This window comes from Paenibacillus sp. P4_E11 (assembly GCF_056401635.1).
The window spans coordinates 1-1305 of sequence record NZ_JBFUIX010000493.1 but is presented as its reverse complement, the minus strand read 5'-3'; the positions used below and the strand labels follow the sequence as shown (position 1 = coordinate 1305).

General features: G+C 47.3%; 2 protein-coding genes. Both read left to right on the top strand.

Annotation, left to right across the window (positions count from 1 at the left end; genetic code table 11):
- Positions 1 to 50 precede the first annotated feature (50 nt).
- Positions 51 to 533, top strand: coding sequence for a flagellar basal body-associated FliL family protein (locus AC1DWB_RS35405; RefSeq protein ID WP_477545749.1), 483 nt, complete (start codon positions 51 to 53; stop codon positions 531 to 533).
- Between the two features lie 34 nt (positions 534 to 567).
- Positions 568 to 1305 (top strand): flagellar motor switch protein FliM (gene fliM / locus AC1DWB_RS35400; RefSeq protein WP_477545748.1); only part of this gene is annotated, 738 nt, incomplete at its 3' end.

The window sequence follows — 1305 nt, the reverse complement described above, 5'->3', positions numbered from 1 at the left end:
GGGTCGATCAGGGTGGCCATTAAGAATAACGTTCCGGAGGAGTCGTAGACATGTTCAAGAATAAGATGGTACAGTGGTTGATTATGATCCTCATCTCGATCACCCTGATTACCCTGGCCGGCTTCGTGTTATGGAACTATTTGGATAAGCAAGCCCAATCCGACGATCCGTCCGTGCAGGCAGCAACATCTGTAGATGGAGTAAAGGCTAAAAAATTGACAGCCGATCAAATCGCCGCACAGACCGTAGAAATGGCGGACATCACGACGAATTTGACGGGTAAAGATTTTGTTAAGATCAGCTTCGCATTCGAGCTTGACAGCAAGAAGTCGAAGGAAGAGTTCGAGAAATTGACGACACGCGTCAAGGCGATTGTGATTCAGACACTAGCCGATCTGAACGCCGAACAAATTCGCGGCAGTAAAGGTTATGATCTGATCAGCACTAGTCTGCTTAATAAGATTAACCCCATTTTGACCCAAGGCAAGCTAAGGCAAGTCGACATCACGAACATTAACATTGTGTTAAATTGATCGCTAGAAAGGTCTGTAAGGGGGTGAATCGAAATTGGTAGACGTATTATCCCAGAATGAAATCGACGCTTTGCTAGCTGCGCTCTCTTCGGGAGAGATGGACGCCGAGGAGTTGAAGAAAGAGGAAACACAGAAGCGGGTCAAGGCTTATGACTTCAAACGAGCCGTCCGGTTCTCGAAGGATCATATCCGCAGCTTGACACGGATTCACGAGAACTTCGCCCGCTACTTAACTACCTACTTTTCCGCTCAGCTTCGAACGTTCGTGCAGATTAACGTCGTTCAAGTCGAGCAGCTACCATACGACGAATTCATTCGTTCCATTCCGAAGATGACGATCTTGAATATATTCGAGGCGGAGCCATTGGAAGGAAGAATGGTGTTAGAGGTGCATCCCAACGTAGCATTCRCCATGTTGGATCGGATGCTTGGTGGACCAGGGAGCTCCCCCGCTAAGATCAACTCGTTAACCGAGATTGAGACCATTGTGATGGAGCGTATTTTCAGCAGAGCGTTCGACAGCCTCCAGGAAGCCTGGAAGACAGTCATTGATTTATCACCCAGATTGGAAACCTTGGAGACGAATCCGCAGTTTATGCAGATCGTATCTCCTAATGAAACGATCGCACTAATCTCACTTACGACGAAGATCGGCGATACAACAGGTATGATTAATTTATGTATCCCACATGTCGTGATCGAGCCGATTATGCCTCGACTATCGGTTCATCATCAGTTCTTATCACAACGCAAAAGTCGAGCGCCTGAAGAG

Coding starts and splice junctions, on each gene's coding strand:
- AC1DWB_RS35405 (WP_477545749.1), top strand. CDS start 51: ATGTTCAAGAATAAGATGGTACAGTGGTTGATTATGATCCTCATCTCG.